Origin of the sequence: Rothia sp. HMSC069C01 (assembly GCF_001814655.1) — a bacterium.
GTDB classification, from domain to species: Bacteria; Actinomycetota; Actinomycetes; order Actinomycetales; family Micrococcaceae; genus Rothia; species Rothia dentocariosa.
Map to the genome: position 1 here is coordinate 107397 of NZ_KV817381.1, position 16282 is coordinate 123678.

The window sequence follows — 16282 nt, forward strand, 5'->3', positions numbered from 1 at the left end:
GGCACCTAATATGTAAGTAGCTCGACGCATTAATCTGCGGCAGGCTAGATAACCTTAAGAACCTCACGCCTTGCGTGGATTGGAGCCCATTATGCGTGTTGGCGCAATTGACTGCGGTACCAACTCTATCCGTCTTCTGATCGCTGACGCCAGCACCGAAACCGTTAACGGTCGCACGGTAACCCGCCTCAACGATGTGGTACGACAGATGCGTATTGTCCGCCTGGGGCAGGGGGTTGATGCGACCGGATGGCTTGCTCAAGAGGCCTTGGATCGCACTTTTGAAGCAACGCGGGAATACGCAAAACTTTTGCGTAAACACAAAGTCAAGAAGCTTCGTTTCGTGGCGACGAGTGCCACCCGCGATGCCGGAAACCGTCAGGTTTTTATGGATGGTATTCGTGACATTCTGGGTATTGAGCCCGAGGTGATTACTGGCGACGAAGAGGCGGAACTGTCGTTTGCGGGCGCTGTACTGGCGGTCGGTGCTGATGCGTCTAAGACCGTAGTTTTTGACCTGGGCGGCGGGTCTACCGAATTCGTGCTTGGGACCGAAGAAGGTGTGCAGGCGGCAAGAAGCGTGAATATTGGATGCGTGCGCCTGACCGAACGGCATATGGCATCTGCTCCCGCAACCTCGGATCAGATTCAACGTGTTGAAGCTGACACCGATGCGGCAATCGACACCGTATTGCAGAGCGTTCCTCTCGAAAAGGCTACCCGAGCCGTTGCCGTTGCCGGTACTGCAACCACGATCGCCGCCGCGGCATTGGGGCTAAAGACCTATGATTCCGAGGCTATTAACGGTTCTTCCATCTCTATAGATACGGTGCAGAAAACGGCAGAGATGCTGCGCTCTATGACCCGCGAGGAGCGCGCCGCACTGGGGTATATGCACCCCGGTCGAGTTGATGTTATTGGCGCCGGCGCTACCATTTACGCCCGTATCATGACTCGTCTGCGTGAGATCACCGAAGGAAACATCGATTCTGTGACGGTGAGCGAACATGACATTCTGGACGGCATAGCACTATCCCAGGTACGTTAAGCATGTACAACTAACACCCAACGACGGTAGGTACACAGGTATGACGCGTTCCAACCACATCGCCATGATGACGCGCACAAGCATACGTCGGGTCGTAGCGCTTCTCGGATGCGGGGCGCTCGCGACCGGTTTAGCCCTGTCCGGAGCTCCTGCATCTGCCGCTCCGACGGCCTCACCAACCCCTATAACGCTCACTCCCGCTGAAGCCGCCGTTCTAGGTAAGGACGACGTTCGTCAGCACGAATATTGGCTTACCGACTACAGGATTGTGGATGCGTGGAAACAATCTACGGGATCGGGCGTGACGGTTGCCGTCATTGACACCGGCGTCGACGGCACCCACCCGGATCTTGTAGATAACGTGCTGGAGGGTTATGACGCCTCCGGTGAAGGCTCTCCTAACGGTTGGCAGGGGCTGGGCGTAGAACCCATGCACGGCACCGAAGTTGCATCCCTGATTGCCGGTCACGGTCATAATGTTTCCGGTATTCCTAAGATTGCCGGTCAGCCTGGTAAACCTGCGGGTGTTATCGGCGTGGCACCGGACGCCAAGATTCTGCCTATCTCCCTTAACATGGTCTCAAATGCTGAGAAAAGTATTGATGAGCAGATTCCCGCCGCCGTGCGTTATGCGGTAGATCATGGCGCGCAGGTAATCAATCTTTCTATTGGCTCGAATAAGACGACCTGGCCCAAGAGCTGGGACGATGCTTTTGCCTACGCCGAAGAGAAGGGCGTGGTCGTCGTAGCATCCGCCGGTAACCGTGGCAGCGGTATTACCCAGGTGGGCGCCCCGGCGACTATTCCGGGGGTACTGACGGTTGGCGGTGTGGATCGTCAGCGTGAGGCTTCCAAGGGCTCTTCGACTCAGGGTATTTCTATTGGTGTGACGGCGCCGAGCAACGATATGATTGCTGCCGCACCGGGGAATAAGTACATGATATGGTCGGGGTCTTCGGCGTCCGCTCCGCTGGTTTCTGGCCTTGCTGCGTTGATTAAGTCTAAGTACCCCAATCTGAGCGCGGCTCAGATTATTCAGCGTATTACTGAAAGTGCCGACGACACCGGTGCTGCCGGGCGTGACCCGGTGTACGGGTTTGGCATCATAAATCCGCTGATGGCTCTGGACCCTTCAACCCCGCAGGATGCTACGGAGAATCCGCTAGGGTCGCTGAAGGCATGGATCGCAGTGCATCGCCGTCAAGAGGTACCTGCGCCAACCCCTGCCGATGCTTCGGCCACTCCGGTGCATGAAGAAGGCGAGACTATCGTTAAGGCGAAGATCCCAGAGCCCAGCCGCCCGGTTGAGGACCGCGGATTTTTGCCGTTTATCATCGTGGGTGCTCTCTTCGTGATTTTGGGGCTGCTCACGGTACGCAGCGTTCGTCGTCTGCATCGCTTGCACGTTAATGTGCGCGATGTAGTGCCGCATCCTCATCTGCACGGGCACGGTGAGCCAAAGCAAGCTTCACATTCCAAGCCCTCCGCAGCTTCGGTTGCTGTTCCGGATGCTCCTGCTCCAGTCGCTCCTGCCATTCAGTCGCCCGCTGCCAGCGCGCCCCAGAGCCCCGAACCTGAGACTGCTGCGCAGGCACAAACACAGGTTGCACCTGTCTCTATTCCCTCCCCGGCACCAGACGCCGCAGTCGCGATGCCGTCGGCGCCCTCCACCCTCGAACCCCACCCTGCGGCGGATCAGAGCCTAGATAAACAACAGGATGCAGTTGCGGGTCAAAAGAGCGCAGCCGCAGCGGGTACCGAGCAGAGTGCCGTGCCCACGCAGCCTCCTGCCATCGTGCAGAACGTTGGCACAACGGAGCACAATGTTGACTCGGCACAGAACGTCGGCGCAGTACAACCTGCGGCATCAGCATCAAGCGTGGCTGAACAGGCCCCGGTGTATCCAGAACAGCCATTACCGCAGACGCAGAAACCGGCAGAGTCTCAGCAGACCGACCAGCACAATACGGTAGCGCAGGTTCCTGCTGTCCCCATGAAGGCGACACAACCGGCAGATCCGGGGAGTACACCCGAACAAAAACCCGTCGCACCTGAACCTCAGGAATCAGAAAAACCTGCCCTGGCTCAGACTGTAGCTCAGAGCGAGGGCGTATCTCGCACCCCGCAGAGTCCCGCCGAGCCGGTTAAGGACTCGACCGTAGGGCAGGAATCCTCCGATCCTGAAGCGTCACAGGTATCGGCAGATACGATCGGGAAAGCTTCGCACCGACCCGCTCAGAAGAACGGTATGGCACAGCATCGAGCCCATCACTTCGGCAGGGGTCCGATACCCCCGCATCGGAAACCTCGTCTGCCACATATTTCCGGGATTAAGCGCCAAGTTCCGGAAACAGGTGTTCCAGATGTTCCTGACGAGGCAGCGAGTTCAGCATCCGTACAGAATCCTACGGGGCAGGACAGTCGCCCGGCTTCAGCACCGCGAAAGGTCGCTTCCGCCCAGAAGAAACATAATACTCGCACGCCGCGCAAGAAGACGGCTAACTCGTCGCGCCTACGTCCGCAGGGTGCCGCTTCGGGGCGTTCCTCAATACCCGCCGCGCCGGAATCTGGTATTCCAGAGCCTTCATCGGCTCACGAACCTGAGCCACGGAATCCTAGCTCCTCCTAGTGATAGTGAAAAGCACGCAGTTAATAAACATTTCCGATAAAAATGTGGAAGAAAACTTCGTGACTCCTAACACCTGGTCTGTGGGTAGAGCAAAGGTTTAAAACACCCTAAGGACGCGCTACATGATGCGGAACGCAACCCTACTGGCGGGGCAAAACCTCGGCGCATAAACGCGAAACGTTATCATCCAAGGGCGGTTTTCCTTACTTCGTATGCCTACATAAATGTGTTTTCCTCGGGATAAACGCGTAAAATAGTGGTATACAACATGCAGGAAAAATAGTGTTTTCGCGTTTGCGGCACCGAACATCGGGGCTTACGGAGAAAGCTTAAGAGTTTCTGTTCGTTCACATGTCCATGTATCCTGCACCCTGGGAAGCGCATGTGAACGTATCATTGAATGCTCGCGCACTAAAGCGCAGCGGGTAAACAAAATCTAGGAAGTAGCAATATATGTCGTTTCATAAGGCACAGGATCGTCCCCGTATTCTTATTGTCGGTGGTGGCTACGTAGGCTTTACCGTCGCCAAGAAAATCCAGAAGGCTATCAAACAAACCGGTGGCGTGGTAACCATCGTAGAGCCCAACCCCTATATGACTTACCAGCCGTTCCTGCCCGAAGTCGCTGCGGGTTCGATGGAAGGCCGTAACGCTACCGTTCCGCTCCGCCAGCACCTGCGCGATACCGAGTTGATTCCCGGGCATGTTGTCTCCGTTAACCATGCAGAGCGTACCGCTACGGTTGAACCCATCGACAATGGCGAACCCTTCGATCTGAAATATGATGAGATCATTCTCGGCGCTGGTGCCGTGACCCGTGCGTTCCCAATCCCCGGTCTTGCCGAAGTTGCTATCGGCATGAAGACTGTCGAAGAAGCCGTCTCCGTGCGTAACTGGGTGCTGGAACGTATTGAGGTTGCATCCGTACTGGATGACCCCGATGCTCGCCGCCGCGCCCTGACCGTCGTCGTCGTAGGCGGCGGTTTCGCCGGTGTTGAGACCATCTCCGAACTGGAAGACATGGCTCGCGAAGCTGTTAATCGTAACGACCGTTTGAGCGTATCCGACCTGCGCTTCGTGATGATCGAAGCTGCACCGCGCATCATGCCAGAGGTCCCAGAAGACCGTGCCGAGAAGGTTGTGGCTGAGCTTCGCGCTCGCGGCATTGAGGTTCTGCTCAATACCTCCCTCTCGGACGCTACCGACGGTCACCTGCAGCTCATCAACATGACAGATAAGTCGCCCGCTGGTGAGATGGATACCGATACGCTCATTTGGACTGCTGGTGTTGCTGCATCGCCGATGCTCAAGAACACTGACTTCCCGATCGACGAACGCGGTCGCGTTCGCGTGAACGCAGATTTGCGTGTGGCTGGCGATAATGGTGTGGTTGAAGGCGCTTGGGCGGCTGGCGATAACGCTGCCGTTCCCGACCTTTCCGGAGGCGGCGTTGGCGGCTTCTGCGTACCAAACGCACAGCACGCATCTCGTCAGGCTTTGGTTCTCGCCAAGAATATTCTGGCATCACGCCGCGGCGAGCCTCTGACCGACTACTACCATGAGACCATCGGTGTGGTTGCCGGTCTAGGTCTGTGGAAGGGTGTTGCAAACTTCAAAGGCAAGACCTTTGCAGGTCCGCTCGCGTGGATCATGCACCGCGGCTACCACGGTTCTGCAATTCCTACGACCGAGCGTACTGTGCGCGTTATGACGACCTGGGCACTCAACCAGCTCTTTGGTCGTGACACCACGACAATTCGCCACCAACGTTCCCCGCGTCTCGCTTTCCAAGAGGCCACCGGAACGGCACCGGCGAAGACTAAGGCAAAGCTCTAAACGAGCCTAATGGCGTCGAAACCCGCAAACTAATGCTATTCTTAGTAATGGTCTTGCGGGTTTAGACTTTGCCCCTATAGCCCAATTGGCAGAGGCAGCGGACTTAAAATCCGTCCAGTGTGGGTTCGAGTCCCACTGGGGGCACACTATAATAGCCCGTCGCATCCAATGTGTATTCGGATGCGACGGGCTATTTGTATGCCTTGGGAGGCGAGTGTATCTCTACCTTATGAGAATCATGGGATCGCTGGGTAGGGGAGAATCCACGGTATATAAAGAAGGCACCGTCGCGACGACGGTGCCTTCCGGGTGGGTAGACGAATGAGTGGTAGATACGTTCTGGAAGAATGCTCAGGCGGTTAAGCCTTATTGCGACTGAAGAACGAATCTAGTGAGTACCTGCCTCCACCGGTCAGAATGAACATGATAGCTGCCATGCCCAAGATGAAAACGTACTCGAAGCCTGCGCCGGTCTTCTGATCGGTGATGAAGGGGTCGTTGATGTGAACAAAAATAAAAGCACCTGCCATAGCGATTGCGATGGCGGCGGCCGCAAAACGAGTTCCTAAACCAAGGATCAAGAGAGCTCCGCCAATAAGCTCGGCACCAATGGTAAAGTACGCCGAAAGCTCGGGTGCAGGAATACCCATTTTGGCGAACGCTGCACCTTCTGCTGCGGGACCGATCAGGAATGCCTTCTGGAAACCGTGCATGACAAAGGTGAAGCCCAGTGCTACGCGGAAAATTAGGGTGCCAATAGATTTAGTTATTTCATTCTTCATGACTACAAGGTTGTCAGGTAAAGTTTTATCAAGCAAAGGTAAATATGTATAAATCTTTTTTACATAGGTTCTACACAGCTTAAACACAGGTTCGGCGTGATGCTGCACTCTTAAAGAGTCTATATGGGCCTTAAGATGAAGAATTGTGACAGTAAACCCCCGCCCTTACTGCTTGTCAGGGCGGGGGGGGGGAGGGGGTATGTGTATCTGTAGGGGAGTGCAGACGGAGGTAAGTCTCAGAGACTTAGCGTGACTCGCATGCTATGCCGTCACCGTCACGATCAAGATGCTCGGAATATCCCGGTGCACCGCGGTGCATATTACGATATCCCGCAGCATGGGCATCAGCGCAGGTTTGAAATGCCAAAGCCGGGGCGGGGTTCTGTGCGGGAGGCGCATCCGCCTGGGGCACAGGAGCGGGGGCATCAGGCGCAGGCTTCGGAGCTGGTGGTGCTTCTGCGGCTCCTGCGCAGGGTGTAAGAACGTTGATCATAGCCTCTTTTTCGGCTGGTTTGACCCACAGGTGGTACTTAGCTTTCACCCGAATCTGACGTGCCACATAAGAGCAGCGGAATGATGCGTTTGCTGGCAGCCAGGTGGCGGCATCCGAATCGCTTTTCTGCTGATTCGCAGGACCATCAACTGCCAGAAGGTTTTCGGGATCATTGGCGAGTTGTAAGCGTTCTTGAGCTGAAATCTCCTGAGCACCCGACTGCCAGGCGTCGGAAAGCGCCACAACGTGGTCGATCTGAACCTGCTCCGAGGTATCTTTCCCACGCATGAAATTAATGACCTTCCCGGTGTAAGGATCGTTAAGAATGCCCGAGATCACCACGCATCCGCGAGAGTTTTTATGCTGTTTTGCGGTGAGATCCCGGTTGAGAATGTCATTGCGGGTATCGCATCCGTTATGGTCGATATCGCTCCAGGCATCTCCGAACTGGGCACGGGAGTACCCGGTCTTAGGGGCGCGGCCTTTAACGGGAAGGGTATTGAGGATGCGCAGGGCCTCACTAGCCTCGTCAGATCCTATAGGCGCCGTTCCTTGAGGCTCAACGGAGCTGGTATCAGGATTGACGATAGTGACGGTTCCGGGGCGAATTTGGGAACCCGGATGAGCCGTCGAAGTATCGGCATTATTCTCTTCAGGTGATTCACCTACCTCAGTCACGGTGGGTGTTTGTTCCGATTCCTGCGCGGAAACCGTGGGTTGCTGTGAGGCCTCTGCGCTTTGTGAAGAAGTAGAAGAATGTTCAGCTGCCGAGTTCGCTGAGGGGGTGCTGGGCGCAGAGACGGTTGACTCAGAAATTGTGATAGTTTCAGAAGAGCATCCGCTCAGCGCAAGTCCTAGGGCTAGAAAAGCTGCGGAAAATCTTGTGCCGAGTTTCAAGGAATGCCCTTGACCTGATGCAGAGGGCCAAAAGACATGCGCGCCAGAGCGCGATGACAGTATTTTTAACATCAATGATTCCTAGAGATTGTATGTGTGCATAGAGTGAATGCTTTTCACAGTATAGAAAGAAAACGCCCGTAAAGGGGGAATTTTAGTGATGTCACACGATTTGTGTATATAAAGAAACTAAAATGAATGGAGAAATGTGCGGAGCAGAACGATAATCTCTCCCGCGTACAGTCAGCTTGTGTTTATAAACGTAGCCTTTGTACATGCCGATTATTAGAGGAACCCCAATGCCCACAAAGCAGGAAAACCGCAGCAACAAGCCCGTGCGTATGGTTGCCGTAGACATGGATGGTACTTTCCTGAATGATGATAAGACGTTCGATGTTGAGCGTTTTGAGAGAATCCTAACCCGCTTGTCTCGGCATGGAATTTATTTTGTGGTGGCAAGCGGAAATACCTACACGAAATTATGCCAGTATATGCATGGTTTTGAACATCGAGACATTATTTATATCGCAGAAAATGGTGCCTATGTAGCGGATGATTCCGGGGAACTTGCGGTGCATCATTTTGCTGCCGAGGATCTGCCGCGTGTGTACGAGATACTGAACGGTATGCCTCAGCTTGGGATCGTTGTGTGTACGGCAGAGAGCAGCTTTATACTGGAAAACCGCGAAAAAACGGTTATGAACATTATCCGGGACTATTTTGAGGTGCAGGGTAAGCCATTGCCGCAGAATATTGATCCCTTCGCTTTTGCCAGTATGTTTTATCCCGGAACCGAGCGTATCAGCTCTTACGAGCAGGTGCGTGGTGTTCCTATCAAATTTTCTCTGCAAGTAACGCATCGGGATCTACCGGATGCTACAGCACAGTTACGGCGTACCCTGCCGCAGACGGTAACCCCGCTCGTTAGTGGTTTCGGTGCAATCGACCTGGTGCGTGCCGGTGTGAATAAGGCAACGGGGCTGAAAGACCTGTGTGATCGTTTGCGGATAACCCCTACTCAGATAGTAGCCTTTGGCGATAGCGATAACGATCTTGAGATGCTCTCGTTCGCCGGTACCGGTGTGGCAATGGCCCACGCTTCAGACGAGCTCAAGACTGTGTCTCAGCGGGTGATCGGCTCGCATAATGACGGTGCGGTGCTCGACTATTTAGAGAGCATGCTCGACGAATTAGACGGGTAAGCCCCCGTACCAATAAAGGAGTTTAGCTCTTATCCGACTTGCAATGTGGGCGCCCTAGCCTCCGCGCTGCCTCCACTACGGCGGCGCGACGTTTGCGGTGTTCCTCTTCGGTCGGTTCGCCGCAGAGCATGCGAGATACCTGCGGCATAGCCGACCACCACCCCACGATAGCGAGAATAAAAAGTACAAGATAGGCGGCGTCTATATCGTCCGTGACGGAACCTGCCTCTTGCCCAGCGCGCACCGCATTCGCTTTGAAGGTGTAGTGACCGCGCCTGTATTTCTCATGGGGGACTTCACCATCAATTGTGAGGGATTCCCAGCGCAGCAGACGCATTAGATCGGGATGTTCACGGTGGTAGTCGTACATGCGTCCGGCGTAATCACCAATATCTTCTGAGGCAAATGACGTGAGACCAACGGTTTGGGCGATTTGTTCGAGCTCTTCGCGCAGAATGCCCCTGAAGAGCTCTTGTTTGTTCCCGAAATAGTTGTAGATACGCTCCTTATTGACCTTCGCCCTCTTGGCGATACGCTCCACGGTCGTCCCATCGGGGCCGTACGCGGTAAATTCGGTCAGAGCAGCCCCTTTGATCTTTTGTTTCGTACTTTCGGTATCCCAAGCCATCATCTGTAATACTCGCTTTCGACACTTCCAACGTTATGGTTGCAATTTACGTCTTAATGGTACTAGGGTTAATTCCAACGCTTTCGTTGGATTGGAGTTTACTCATGTATCACCATGCAGAGAACACGACAACAAGCACCACTACATCGGCCTCTTCAACCTCCGAAGAATATCCTGCTACACGAACTGCGGTGGTAATTCTGGTATCCACGGCACTGTTCGTCTTAGCACAGTTATACGCTTCCATACCGCTGCTCGCCCCGGTCTCGTCTGCCTTTCGAGCTAACGCAACGTTCGCCCTGTCGCTGTGCTTCAGCCTTGCTTACGCCGTGGGATTTCTTATATGGGGACCGGTTTCGGATCGTTACGGACGAAAAAGGGTTATAGTGATCTCCCTGAGCGTGCTTACCCTAGCCACTTTTGGATGCGCCTTCGCTCCTACGCTCGGTATGCTCGCTATTCTGCGGGCCTGCCAGGGAATGGCCGCCGCCGGATTCGCACCTGTCGCCCTAGCGTATCTCACGGAATCTGTACTGCCTGCCGGGCGAGCACGAGCTATCGGTGCAATGTCCACTGCGTTCTTGGCGGCTGGAATTTTCGGGCAAGTACTCGCCTCTATTATTGCCCTGAGCCTTGGCTGGCGATGGTTCTTCGGGGTGTGCGGTCTTATCTTTATCGGAACCGTTTCTCTGGTTCTGTGTACGATGCTTGAGCGCCCCCGCACTGGACAAACGACATCGTTGTGGAAACAATACGTGACCCTCGGTTCCCTCTGTATCAAGCCTATTTTCTTCTTCTACGGTCTTGCCCACATTACCCTGCTCCTCGCCTTTGTGGCCTTATATACGGGGCTGGGGCGGCATCTTGAAACCCTAGGCGTCGCGGCATCCGGTATCATCTGGGTGCGTCTTGCTGCCTTTCCGGCAATGCTGATAAGCCTTTATGCGGGTTCTTATTCGAAAAAATACGGGGTACTTCGCGTGGCGCAGCTTGGGTACAGTTTATCTATTCTTGGGCTGCTGGGCGAGATACTGTGCTCACAGGTACTTGCTGGCATCGTCATATGCAGCCTCATCTATGTTGCGGGTGTTGCTTTAGCGATTCCCTCGATGATTACTCTCTACGGCGATGCGGCGGCACCGCATCGTGCCAGCGGCATGGCTCTTAACGGCTTTGTTCTGTTTGTGGGAGCAAGCCTGGGGCCTGTTATCGGCGCGTTACCCTTAGCGTTCACCACTCTCATACTTTTGCTGGTGGGCTTCCTAATTCTGGCTCTGCTTTCACTCGCGGCCGCTTCGCGAATAAACAACCGGCTAGTTTGAGGAGGATCATGATTTTGAGACCCTGCAGAAGTCTTAAACTGTGGGGGAGTACAGCTTAGGGTGAAAAAGACATGATGGCACCTCAAAATTACCCTGAATATGAGCTTTTATGGAGGAATAATCCCCGGAATTTCTCAGAATTCGATAGAATATTGAGAAACTCTTTGTAAATCTCACCGAAGGAGAGAATGATGGCGGGTAACCCGTTTATTAATTCAATCGCCAAGCAAAATAGGCAAGGCGATCCCCGTTTCGGGCGTTTTGGTGCGGGTGGTTCCTCGTCGCAGGGTCAGTATCAGGCACAGCCGAACTACTCCAGTGAACCGCAGCAGTACGGTCAGCAGACCTACGGTTATGGTCAGCCGCAGCCGAACCAGTATGCTCAGTACGAGCAGCCTTATGCTCAGCCGCAGCAAGCGAACTATGACCAGTACCAGCAGGCGCAGTACGATCCGTATGCACAGCCCGGCTATGCTCCCGTTGCCGAGGGCGACCGCCTCACCATGAACGATGTGATCATGAAGACCGGTCTGAACCTGGCTCTTGTGGTGCTCGGTGCCGCAGTTTCCTGGTATCTGCCCTACCTCATGTTCGTGGGACTTATCGCAGGTCTGATCCTGGGTATCGTTAACGCCGTCAAACGTAAGGTTTCCCCGGCTCTGGTTATGCTGTACTCCGTGTCCGAGGGCCTGCTTTTGGGTGGTATATCCGGTCTGCTCAATAAGAGCTACCCGGGCATCGCTATTCAGGCTTTGCTGGCAAGCGTGATTGTCGCCGGTCTTACCTTGGCTCTCTTCGCAAACGGTAAGATCCGTGCTACCCCGAAGATGACCAAGATCTTCATGATCGGCATGTTCGCTTACCTGATCTACGGCATTGTTTCCTGGCTTGGTGCGGGTCTGTTTGGTTCGCCCCTGGGCAGCCTGAGCATCGGCGGTATTCCGCTGGGTCTGATTGTGGGGCTGTTTACTGTTGCTATGGCAACCTACTCGCTTCTGCTGGACTTCACCAACACTGCCGAGGCGGTGGAAGCAGGTCTTCCCGAGCGCGAGTCATGGCGTTTGGCATTCGGCCTGACCGCATCGCTGGTCTGGCTGTACATTGAGATTCTGCGTATTCTCATGTACATCAACGAAATGGTCAACAGGGACTAACAGCATTGAGGATACGGCGGTACTCACAACCGGTGGGTGCCGCCGATTCTTTGTTTTGAGCCTGCTAGACTTGCGGAATAACTATATGCCGCAGCAACGGCATGGGCGAGAGACGATTTCTATAGCACCGACTTTTCAGGAGATTTGAGTGAGCGAATCCGTAGCCGGACAGAACACCGGCAGCACGCATCAAAACCTAACGGCAGGGGAGAGTGAACAGGATGCGCGGGCACAGAAATTAGCCCGTACCGGCGTACCCTACGCTCTTAATACCGCAGCGGCCTGGTCGTGGCGTCTGATCGTAGTGGTCGGTGCCGTGTGGCTTGTATGGCAGGGGCTTTCAAAGGTGTCTCTGCTGATTATTTCGGCGATGGTAGCTGCGCTTTTGGCTGCGCTTCTAAGCCCCGCCGTCTACGCTATGCGTAAGCACGGTATTCGTGCTGGCGGTGCGACCGCTATCGCCGAACTCGGCATGATTTTAGGAATTGCCGCTTTACTGGCCCTTACCGGGCAGCAGCTTGTGCGGGGGTTTGTCTCGCTTACCAACAACGCCATTCAAGGGTATCAGCAGCTCGTGGACTGGCTTAAGGGCATGGGGTATGAGCTGGGCGCTGATCAGCTTAACCAGATTCTTAATCAGATAGAACAGGCGGTGAGCAATAACCCCTCAACCGTTTTGCGGAGCGTATCAGAGGTTGGTTCTACCGCTGCAGAGTTTGCCACCGGCGTGCTTATTACTCTTTTTACCCTCGTCTTCTTCCTGATGGAGGGAGAGCGCATCTGGCTGTTTATCGTCAAGCTCTTCCCGAAGCAGGCACGTGATGCGGTGAACGGTGCGGGTCGTGCAGGGTGGAAGTCCTTGGGCGCTTATGTGCGGGTACAGATCTTGGTAGCCGCTATTGACGCTGTGGGCATTGGTGTTGGCGCCGCCATTTTGGGGGTTCCGCTGGCGATTCCGCTGGGGGTTCTGGTTTTCTTAGGGTCTTTTATCCCGGTTATTGGCGCCCTTATTTCTGGGGCGGTCGCTGTCCTGCTGGCACTGGTAGCTTTGGGGCCGGTTCAGGCGCTCATTATGATCGGCATTGTACTTTTGGTGCAGCAGCTCGAATCGCATATTCTGCAGCCGCTCATCATGGGTAAAGCGGTCTCTCTGCATCCGCTCGCCGTGATTTTTGCGGTGGCAGGCGGATCCATGATTTTCGGTGCAGCGGGTGCACTATTTGCGGTTCCCGTGCTCGCCGTCGTGAACTCGGTTGTGCGCTACTTGGCTGCACGGCAGTGGGAGGATGATCCGGAGCTGCGCCGTGAAGAGTTCCTCTTCCCGCATGAGGTTGAGCGCCGTAAGAAATCAAAAAAGCGTGAAGAAAAAGCACAGAAGGTTGTTGCGCAGGCGCGGGAAGCGATTCGTGGTGAAGACGATTCCGAAGGCACCGCACCTGAGCCTAGCTCTGCACAAGTGACTAAAACCGTCTCGTCTTCCAAGGACGATACATAATTGTGTGGTTCCCCTCCAGAAAAGCCCGCGTTATTCATCTCACGCGGGCTTTTCTGTTCTGTATTAGGCTTCTTCATCGCCTAAAATAGAGGGCAGAAGCTGATGAGAGCGTACAGAACGGATCCGATGTGAACGCACCCCTAACCGACCTACCCGTAACCCTGGAGAATATCGAGACAGCAGCATCGCTCCTCGACGGGGTTATCGAGCGAACCCCTGTGGCGCATTCTCGTGCCCTGAGCCTCAAACTGGGGTCGGAAGTTTTCTTCAAATGTGAGAATTTGCAGCGTGCGGGCTCCTTCAAAGTGCGTGGCGCCTATGTGCGCATGGCAAAACTCAGCGATGCAGAAAAGAAGCGTGGCGTGGTGGCCGCATCTGCGGGTAACCACGCGCAGGGTGTTGCTCTCGCAGCGGCAAAACTGGGTATCAAGGCGCGTATTTACATGCCCCTAGGTGCAGCCCTTCCGAAGGTGACCGCAACCCGCGACCACGGCGCCGAGGTCGAACTGCACGGTACGACCGTGGACGAGGCGCTGGCTGAAGCAAAACGCTATGCCGAAGAGACCGGCGCGGTGTTTGTGCATCCCTTCGATAACGAAGATATTATTGCGGGTCAGGGAACGATCGGATTAGAAATCCTGGAACAGGTGCCTGAGGTCGATACCATCATTGTGGGTGTTGGCGGAGGTGGCCTGCTTGCTGGTCTTTCGGCGGCGGTCCGTGCGAAGGAAGAACAGTTGGGTAAAAAGATCCGCATCATTGGTGTGCAGGCTGAGCATGCGGCGGCATATCCGCTTTCCTTGGCTGCGGATGCGCTTGTCCCGCTGAAGAAGGTCTCGACGATTGCAGATGGCATTGCGGTGGGACGCCCCGGTCAGTTGCCGTTTTCCATTATCAAGAAGCTTGTCGACGATGTAGCGACGGTGAGTGAAGACGATATCGCCAGGGCCCTTATCTTCTTGATGGAACGCAATAAGCTGGTGGTTGAACCCGCCGGATCGGTTCCGGTGGCGGCGCTCATGAACGGCAAACTCAAGGAAACATACGGCGATCTGGGAACTGTCGTATGTGTGCTCTCGGGCGGCAATATTGACCCGATGCTCATGCTGAAGGTAATTCAGCGTGGTCTTTCGGCGGCGGGTCGGTATATGACGATTAAGATGATGCTCTCAGACCGTCCGGGTGAGTTGGCGACGATCTCGCGCATCATTTCGGAGAATGACGCGAATGTTACCGGCGTGGATCACACGCGCGTAGGCGGTTCCCTGTCGATGGGCGATGTCTCCATTACGATCGATATGGAAACCAAAGGCGTGGAACACTGCCGTCAGGTTATCTCGGCCTTGGAGGAAGAAGGCTTCAAACCCATCGTGGTGTACTAATTTTGAGAGGTCATCTGGCATAAAACCGCAGGATATAAAGGTGGGGTTCGGTCATATAACCGAACCCCACCGTGCGTTTAAAGCTTCGTGATTCTAACCCTGGAAAGGCTTGACTGAAACAATCTTCGCGGTTAATTCCTTACCGTTGGGAGCAAGGTAGGTGACTTCATCGCCTTCTTTGGCCCCCAGAATCGCCGCACCCATCGGAGACTTTTCCGAGAAGACCTTCAAATCGGAGTTGGCGGGCAGAGTCTCCTCAATTTCGCGAGAGCCCAGCAGGAATTTCATGGAACGGGAAGCTACTTCGGCCTCAATAACCATGCCGAGGGCAACCACACCGTCATCGCTGGGGGCGTCTCCTACCTGGGCGTTTTCCAGAAGATGCTTAAGCTGGTTGATGCGAGCTTCGTTTTTACCCTGCTCATCGCGTGCCGCATGGTATCCGCCGTTCTCACGCAAGTCTCCCTCGTCGCGAGCGGCGGCGATGCGGTCAACGATTTCTTGACGATACGGACCTGAGAGATATTCAAGCTCCTGAGTCAGCCGATCGTATGCGTCCTGAGTGAGCCATGCGCCGTTGCTTTCAGCCATGCTTCTCCTTTGGTTATGCTCCGGTATAAACCGGCGCGTTGGTCTGGGGGTTCTCCCCTGGAAAGTATCACCCTATTCTAGGGCAGAAAGTACACATGACCTAAATATCTGGGTGTTAGGGCGTGTATCATTTCGCTGAGCGCTCACCGAATCGTGGGTGTGATACGCCTATTTAAGCCGACAGGAATCCACGGTAACCGTGGTTGCTTCCGAGAGTATGCGCAGGTTCGCGCTGTGTTGTGTGACTCGGGTGTTGCCCTGCTCTGCGCTGTTAGGACCAATTTCGACGTCGGCCCATCCCACCGCAACACGGGAAGAATTAAGCGCCTTAAGCGAACAAACCGCGGTGTCTTGTGGGTTTTTAGAGAGTTCGAAACGCCCCTGTGCCTCGTCATTGCTGATGAGGGTAAACCCGGTATCGCGTGCACTTGGGCGGGACTGAGAATCCATCTGCACCCACACCACAAAAGCGCCCGCCACAACCGTAACACAGGCAGCAAGAAGCACCCACATTCGCGTGGAGAGGGCACGCTGCCGAACAGGTTTAGCGCCGTAGCGCTGCGCCAGGGCATTAGCATGAGAATTGGCAGCTGCCGATTCGCTCGCCTGCGTGTGTGAAGGATCTGTCATAGCTTTCTTCTCATGGTGTCTAATGGACGATGCGGTACAGAAGATGGTCTGCACCACGATACTTTACACCGTCATAATGCTTCATTTAGAGTGGCTTTCTTGCGCTATTTCTGTATGATTACACTTTTAGGAGATGCTCTTAATCTCTACCATTTTAAACCCCACAGCATAAGCCCTTTGTCATCATAAGGAT

At 54.7% G+C, this 16282-nt stretch carries 13 protein-coding genes and 1 tRNA gene; 9 read left to right on the plus strand and 5 right to left on the minus strand.

All coding sequences use genetic code 11. The features are described 5' to 3' along the window. Positions 1 to 91: 91 nt before the first annotated feature. From HMPREF2981_RS02540 to HMPREF2981_RS02555, 4 genes are all read left to right on the plus strand, one after another. Positions 92 to 1048, plus strand: coding sequence for a Ppx/GppA phosphatase family protein (locus tag HMPREF2981_RS02540; protein ID WP_037231835.1), 957 nt, complete (start codon positions 92 to 94; stop codon positions 1046 to 1048). A gap of 40 nt (positions 1049 to 1088) precedes the next feature. Then, positions 1089 to 3677: a S8 family serine peptidase gene (locus HMPREF2981_RS02545; RefSeq protein ID WP_004006070.1), complete on the plus strand. Its 2589-nt coding sequence runs from the start codon at positions 1089 to 1091 to the stop codon at positions 3675 to 3677. Between the two features lie 453 nt (positions 3678 to 4130). Beyond that, complete coding sequence (locus HMPREF2981_RS02550) at positions 4131 to 5513, plus strand: NAD(P)/FAD-dependent oxidoreductase (RefSeq protein ID WP_004006071.1); 1383 nt, start codon at positions 4131 to 4133, stop codon at positions 5511 to 5513. 70 nt (positions 5514 to 5583) lie between these two features. Then, a tRNA-Leu gene (locus tag HMPREF2981_RS02555) sits at positions 5584 to 5657 on the plus strand. 215 nt (positions 5658 to 5872) lie between these two features. On the opposite strand, the gene HMPREF2981_RS02560 is transcribed toward HMPREF2981_RS02555, so the two are convergent. Beyond that, entirely contained in the window at positions 5873 to 6295 is a 423-nt protein-coding gene (locus HMPREF2981_RS02560) for a DoxX family protein (protein ID WP_037231975.1), read from the minus strand. A gap of 244 nt (positions 6296 to 6539) precedes the next feature. Beyond that, positions 6540 to 7757, minus strand: a complete 1218-nt coding sequence (locus HMPREF2981_RS02565; RefSeq protein ID WP_139044895.1) for a GmrSD restriction endonuclease domain-containing protein — start codon at positions 7755 to 7757, stop codon at positions 6540 to 6542. A 227-nt stretch (positions 7758 to 7984) separates the two neighbouring features. Here HMPREF2981_RS02565 and HMPREF2981_RS02570 point away from each other — a divergent pair, with 227 nt between their 5' ends. Next, positions 7985 to 8887 (plus strand): Cof-type HAD-IIB family hydrolase, encoded by a 903-nt coding sequence (locus HMPREF2981_RS02570; protein ID WP_004006074.1) that lies wholly within the window; start codon positions 7985 to 7987, stop codon positions 8885 to 8887. Positions 8888 to 8909: 22 nt separating this feature from the next. On the opposite strand, the gene HMPREF2981_RS02575 is transcribed toward HMPREF2981_RS02570, so the two are convergent. Further along, on the minus strand, positions 8910 to 9518 hold the full coding sequence (locus tag HMPREF2981_RS02575; protein WP_070660576.1) for a TetR/AcrR family transcriptional regulator: 609 nt from the start codon (positions 9516 to 9518) through the stop codon (positions 8910 to 8912). Between the two features lie 188 nt (positions 9519 to 9706). On the opposite strand from HMPREF2981_RS02575, the gene HMPREF2981_RS02580 reads away from it, so the two are divergent. The 4 genes from HMPREF2981_RS02580 (at position 9707) to ilvA (ending at position 14868) form a co-directional block, all read left to right on the plus strand. Then, complete coding sequence (locus HMPREF2981_RS02580) at positions 9707 to 10837, plus strand: MFS transporter (protein ID WP_246825229.1); 1131 nt, start codon at positions 9707 to 9709, stop codon at positions 10835 to 10837. A gap of 191 nt (positions 10838 to 11028) precedes the next feature. After that, positions 11029 to 11991: a Bax inhibitor-1/YccA family protein gene (locus HMPREF2981_RS02585; RefSeq protein WP_004006077.1), complete on the plus strand. Its 963-nt coding sequence runs from the start codon at positions 11029 to 11031 to the stop codon at positions 11989 to 11991. Positions 11992 to 12139: 148 nt separating this feature from the next. Continuing rightward, positions 12140 to 13486: an AI-2E family transporter gene (locus HMPREF2981_RS02590; RefSeq protein ID WP_070660583.1), complete on the plus strand. Its 1347-nt coding sequence runs from the start codon at positions 12140 to 12142 to the stop codon at positions 13484 to 13486. A 128-nt stretch (positions 13487 to 13614) separates the two neighbouring features. After that, positions 13615 to 14868: a threonine ammonia-lyase gene (gene ilvA / locus HMPREF2981_RS02595; protein ID WP_013398582.1), complete on the plus strand. Its 1254-nt coding sequence runs from the start codon at positions 13615 to 13617 to the stop codon at positions 14866 to 14868. 93 nt (positions 14869 to 14961) lie between these two features. On the opposite strand, the gene greA is transcribed toward ilvA, so the two are convergent. Then, positions 14962 to 15459 carry a transcription elongation factor GreA gene (gene greA, locus HMPREF2981_RS02600; RefSeq protein ID WP_004006080.1) on the minus strand — a complete coding sequence of 166 codons (498 nt, stop codon included), beginning with the start codon at positions 15457 to 15459 and terminating at the stop codon, positions 14962 to 14964. Positions 15460 to 15627: 168 nt separating this feature from the next. Beyond that, positions 15628 to 16089, minus strand: coding sequence for a DUF4307 domain-containing protein (locus HMPREF2981_RS02605; RefSeq protein ID WP_070660587.1), 462 nt, complete (start codon positions 16087 to 16089; stop codon positions 15628 to 15630). Between the last annotated feature and the right edge of the window lie 193 nt (positions 16090 to 16282).

Bases quoted from the DNA above. Each gene is read 5' to 3' on its own strand.
- HMPREF2981_RS02540 (WP_037231835.1), top strand. From the start codon at position 92: ATGCGTGTTGGCGCAATTGACTGCGGTACCAACTCTATCCGTCTTCTG.
- HMPREF2981_RS02545 (WP_004006070.1), top strand. From the start codon at position 1,089: ATGACGCGTTCCAACCACATCGCCATGATGACGCGCACAAGCATACGT.
- HMPREF2981_RS02550 (WP_004006071.1), top strand. From the start codon at position 4,131: ATGTCGTTTCATAAGGCACAGGATCGTCCCCGTATTCTTATTGTCGGT.
- HMPREF2981_RS02560 (WP_037231975.1), bottom strand. From the start codon at position 6,295: ATGAAGAATGAAATAACTAAATCTATTGGCACCCTAATTTTCCGCGTA.
- HMPREF2981_RS02565 (WP_139044895.1), bottom strand. From the start codon at position 7,757: ATGTTAAAAATACTGTCATCGCGCTCTGGCGCGCATGTCTTTTGGCCC.
- HMPREF2981_RS02570 (WP_004006074.1), top strand. From the start codon at position 7,985: ATGCCCACAAAGCAGGAAAACCGCAGCAACAAGCCCGTGCGTATGGTT.
- HMPREF2981_RS02575 (WP_070660576.1), bottom strand. From the start codon at position 9,518: ATGATGGCTTGGGATACCGAAAGTACGAAACAAAAGATCAAAGGGGCT.
- HMPREF2981_RS02585 (WP_004006077.1), top strand. From the start codon at position 11,029: ATGGCGGGTAACCCGTTTATTAATTCAATCGCCAAGCAAAATAGGCAA.
- greA (WP_004006080.1), bottom strand. From the start codon at position 15,459: ATGGCTGAAAGCAACGGCGCATGGCTCACTCAGGACGCATACGATCGG.
- HMPREF2981_RS02605 (WP_070660587.1), bottom strand. From the start codon at position 16,089: ATGACAGATCCTTCACACACGCAGGCGAGCGAATCGGCAGCTGCCAAT.